We start from the raw sequence: 4,252 nt of genomic DNA, 5'->3' as shown, positions 1-4,252 counted from the left end.
GCTTCACCGCGCTCGGCACACCCATCACGGAAGTCGCAGGATAGGTCTGTCCGGGGATAGGGGAACTCTGACAGTCAGGCCATTTGTGCAACAGAGCCCACTTTACGGGATGTCAACCATTGGTTGCTAGATTGGGTTCGTCACCCGAATCACGTGGCCGATCAAAGGTTGAAGGTTTTGTAAAATTTTCTACCTTGGGACGATAGATACGGGCAATCAGCCCAACCTGTGAGGCGCTCTTGCCGATGTTCCTTCCCGCGCAAGGCGCAAGACCCGACTCCTGCTTGGCCATGCCATGATCATCGTAGCCCTGACGCTGATCCTAGCCGGCTCTTTTACAGGGGCGGTCGTCCTGTGGATGCAGGACGGCTCCCTGTGGCAGATCGTCTTCGCCTATATCGCAGGGGGATATGCTGGGCTGATAGCAGGGATACCGATCATGCTGCTGATGGGCCGCTGGAACGCGCAGGCCGCCCGTCCTGGCAAGCGAACCGGGAAGCGGGGCAAGAAAATGCAGCTTGGCCCCGCTGTCGCTAAACGTCATGAAAACGGCCGCTGACGCGCGGCGCATCAGCCTGTCCTGTATTCGCGCAGACGCCGGAACGCCTGAACCTGCTTCATTCGGAAATAATCGCGGGCCGAATAATCGGCGTGACCGACGGCGTCTTCCGCGGCAGCCAGGGCAGCGCCGGGCGCCACGGACAGATCCGACCAGGAATACCCGTATTTTCCGGGTGATTGCCGGGGGGGCAGGGTCCGCGGCACGATCATGTCCTCCCATCCGATGGTTCGGGCGAAGCCTTGAAGCTTGGGGTGATAGCCAATGCCGACGAAGGGTGTCTTGCACGCATAGGCGATGACGCAACCATGCAGCCGGGACGACATGACCAGAGAAGCCCGGCCATAGATTTCGGCGATCCATTCCGGCTTGGGAAAAGGATCGCCGTGGAAATCGAAAAGCTGGGCCCGCGCACCGAAATCCTGGTCCAATATCCGGCAAAGCCGCCGATGCTGCGCGACATCGTCGCCTACCGCATTGCTGATCGGCACCAGCAGGATCGTCGCGTCCAGCCGTCGCGAGATCTGCGCAAGCTCTGCGGCGACCCACCCAAAGAAGGCGCCATCATTCCAGATCGACGCCAGGGATACGGCGACATAGCGTCCGGGCAGGTCGCGGGCATGCTGTTCGGGCAGCGCCTCTCCTTCGAGCCACAGGACGATATCGCCGATGACCCGCACCGGAACGTCCCAGAGAATACCTTCCAGGGCGCGCTGCGATACCTCGTCCCGGACCAGGACCTCGGGCAGATCCTGCAAAAGCCGCTGCAGGCGCCGCCGTTCCCGAAAGCCGAAGGTCACGCCGGGTTCGCAGGAAATCGCGAAGGGTTGTATGTCGAACGGCGCGGTCTGCCGCCTCAGTTCAGCCAGCCGGTTGAGACAGGAATTCGAATGAGGTTCGATGATGCCGCCGCCGCTGAGAAAGACGGTTCGGCCAGACAGGCTGGATCTGTCCATCCGCACCGCATCGCCCATATAGACAATATCTGGCATCGGCGCCTTGGCGAAGCGCGAAACCGGCAGAACGGTTCAGATCCTCCCCGGCGGCGCGAGCCATCCGTCCAAAAGCGCTCGGGACGGCTTCGTCACCGATATTGCCGTATCCGAAAGAGCCGAAAAGCATTGTCGGGCGGTTTCTGGCAGAAGCCATGTCTGGTCTTTCCTCGATATTGTCAGCGGCCTTATGCAGCACCATCCCTCTTGTCACAACGACGGACGGGTGGCCCTTCGATGCCATCCGCATGGCTCAGGCGATCTGACGCGGCTTGCGGGCGGCCAGTCCCTGCACCCACCCCAGGAACCGGTCCAGGACCGCCTTCATCGCCCATCCCGCCGCCACGCTGATCATCAGGGTCGCCGCAAGGATCGCCGCCTGCGAATCCAGAAGATGCCGCGCGACATACAGCGCCGGCACGTGGGCGATATAGACATGCAGCATCAGCGTTCCGAACCGCAGCAGGCCTCGCGCCAACGCGCCCGGCAAGGGGATGCGGGGGCCCCACAGGATCGCCAGGGGAAGCACGGTCAGGAACAGGACCACGCTGGGATCGGCGTCAACCCATAACCACAGCCATGACAGCACGATCGCCCCGCTGACGATTCCCTTCTGGCGCGGCGTTTCCGCCAGAGCGATGGACCATCCCAGAAACAGAAGCTGCAAGGTGCCGAACGGATGGCGTATCTGGCTGCCATAGGACAGATCGTCCGCTCCGGACGCCAGTATCGCCCCCGAGAAAACCAGCCATAGCGCCAGCCCCGTCTGCAGCGGCGCATGGCTGGCGATCCGCCGGACCGGCCTGGGGATGAACAGCAACGCGATCAGCAGGATCGCCTGCGCATAGGCCGAGATGAACCAATAGGGCAGGAACCATCCCGGCTGGGGAACATCGCCCCGGGCGGCCCCGAAATTGGCCACCAGCAGGAACCACTGCCAGTCGATCTGGAACCGCAGCGACAGAAGGACCAGGACCAGGTAATAGGCCGCCAGCACCGGCACCAGCATTGAACCCGCCATCCGCCGGACATTGCCGGCCTGAAGCTGCGCCAACTGGAACCGGGCCAGCGAATAGCCGGTCAGGATGGTCAGGATGTAGACCCCGCCGCCGATCGGCAGATCGGTCGCGTGCAATCCGATCACGAACAGGATCGCCAGCACGCGGGCAAGAAGCTCTGGCCCGACCGCGATGCGCCGGCGGGCCTGGGGCGCGCCCGCGAGTGCCGGACGGGCATCCAGCAGGCTCTCCAGAGGCAGGCGGTCCCAGCCGTCGGGCAGCCCTTCGGGCCGGTTACCCAGCAGCATCTCGACCTCCAGATAGGCCAGACTGTCGCCGCCCAGATCCCGGAAGCTAAGGGTCAGATCTGCATCGGGCCTGCGCAGGATCCGCCGCAGCGCGTCTTCCCCGTCCAGCCCGGCCTGCCGCACGGGTCGCGTCAGCAGGGCCGAGGCCCGGTTCGCCAAGGTCCGGTAATCGACCTTGCCCGAGGCCAGCAGGGGCGGGGCATCCAGGGGTGCCACGCGGATCGCCGAGGGCGGCAGGCGATAGCGGGCGGCAAGGTCATCGCCGACCAGGGCCAGAGTATCGGACGAAGCGTCCTGGACGAAAGCCACCACCCCGCGATCATCGCCAGACACATAGGCGCGGTGGCCGGCGCGGCGCAACTGCGTCTCGATCTCGTCCAGGCCGATGCGCAGCCCAAACAGCTTGACGAAGCGGCTGGCCCGCCCGGTGATGCGGAAAAAGCCGCTGGTCTCGCGCAGCGCAATGTCGCCGGTTCGCAGGATGTCCGGCCCGGCGGGCAGGGCCAGATCGGTGCGCGACAGGGCATAGCCCCATCATCACATTCGGCCCTTGATAGACCAGTTCACCCGCGATCCCAGCATCCTCGATGGGGTGGCCCTGGCCGTTCTCGATCCACAGCCGCCCGCCGGGGATGGCGCGGCCGATCGACTGGACATTGTCCAGGACCGCCTCGGGCGGGACATAGGCAATACGGGGACTGGCCTCGGTCTGGCCATACATGATGACAAGCTGCCAGCCTTCAGCCCGGGCCGCGTGGGCGAAGCGCTGCGCCAGGATCGGGTCCAGTCGCCCGCCCGCTTGGGTGACATAGCGCAGCGACGGCAGGGTGGCGCGCTGAAAGCCGATCTTGTCTAGCAGTTCGAACTGGGTCGGCACCAGGGCCAGCGAAGTGACACCCGCCCCCCGCGCCTGCGCCCAGAAACCGTCCGCAGTCACGCTCTCCTCGGTCAGGACCAACCGCGCTCCGGCGGCCAAATAGCTGTTCAGGACCGACATGCCATAGGAGTAATGCAGAGGCAGCGTCGTGATCGCGGTGTCCTGTGCGCCGATCTCCAGATAGTCCGCGATCGCCAGGGCATTGGAATGGATGTTGCGCCCCGACAGCCGCACCAGCTTGACGGCCCCGGTCGTCCCCGAGGTAGAGAGCAGCATCGCCAGATCCGCATCCATCGGACAAGGGCGGGGATCGAAAAGATCCGGGCTGCCGCCATCCGCCCGCTGGACGAGGTTCGGGCCATAGGTCGACAGGATCGACCCGGATGCGTCGCCCTGACCCGGAGCCAGCAGGATGACCGAAGCGTTTCGGGATTAACCTGCGACATAGCCAGCTGCCTGAAAGTAGTTCCAGCACTCAGCGGGCGTGAACATTCCGCAGATGTCTCGGAGCGCGTCGA

General features: G+C 64.5%; 5 protein-coding genes. 1 reads left to right on the top strand and 4 read right to left on the bottom strand.

Features of this window, described 5'->3' with window-relative positions; translation table 11 throughout:
• Nucleotides 1-112: 112 nt before the first annotated feature.
• Nucleotides 113-292 (bottom strand): hypothetical protein, encoded by a 180-nt coding sequence (locus tag PARHAE_RS20420; protein WP_126156336.1) that lies wholly within the window; start codon nucleotides 290-292, stop codon nucleotides 113-115.
• Between the two features lie 3 nt (nucleotides 293-295).
• On the opposite strand from PARHAE_RS20420, the gene PARHAE_RS20415 reads away from it, so the two are divergent.
• Nucleotides 296-559: a hypothetical protein gene (locus PARHAE_RS20415; protein ID WP_126156335.1), complete on the top strand. Its 264-nt coding sequence runs from the start codon at nucleotides 296-298 to the stop codon at nucleotides 557-559.
• Between the two features lie 11 nt (nucleotides 560-570).
• Here PARHAE_RS20415 and PARHAE_RS20410 read toward each other — a convergent pair whose 3' ends face one another.
• The 3 genes from PARHAE_RS20410 to PARHAE_RS20400 form a co-directional block, all read right to left on the bottom strand.
• Nucleotides 571-1,551 (bottom strand): polysaccharide pyruvyl transferase family protein, encoded by a 981-nt coding sequence (locus PARHAE_RS20410; protein ID WP_126156334.1) that lies wholly within the window; start codon nucleotides 1,549-1,551, stop codon nucleotides 571-573.
• Between the two features lie 253 nt (nucleotides 1,552-1,804).
• Entirely contained in the window at nucleotides 1,805-3,217 is a 1,413-nt protein-coding gene (locus tag PARHAE_RS20405) for a hypothetical protein (RefSeq protein WP_126156333.1), read from the bottom strand.
• Nucleotides 3,177-4,106 (bottom strand): AMP-binding protein, encoded by a 930-nt coding sequence (locus PARHAE_RS20400; RefSeq protein WP_338142942.1) that lies wholly within the window; start codon nucleotides 4,104-4,106, stop codon nucleotides 3,177-3,179. Before PARHAE_RS20400 ends, PARHAE_RS20405 begins: the two co-directional genes overlap by 41 nt.
• Nucleotides 4,107-4,252 lie beyond the last annotated feature (146 nt).

Origin of the sequence: Paracoccus haematequi (assembly GCF_900631945.1) — a bacterium.
GTDB classification, from domain to species: Bacteria; Pseudomonadota; Alphaproteobacteria; order Rhodobacterales; family Rhodobacteraceae; genus Paracoccus; species Paracoccus haematequi_A.
Note: the sequence above shows the minus strand (reverse complement) of the source record. Positions and strands in the feature narration are given on the sequence as shown.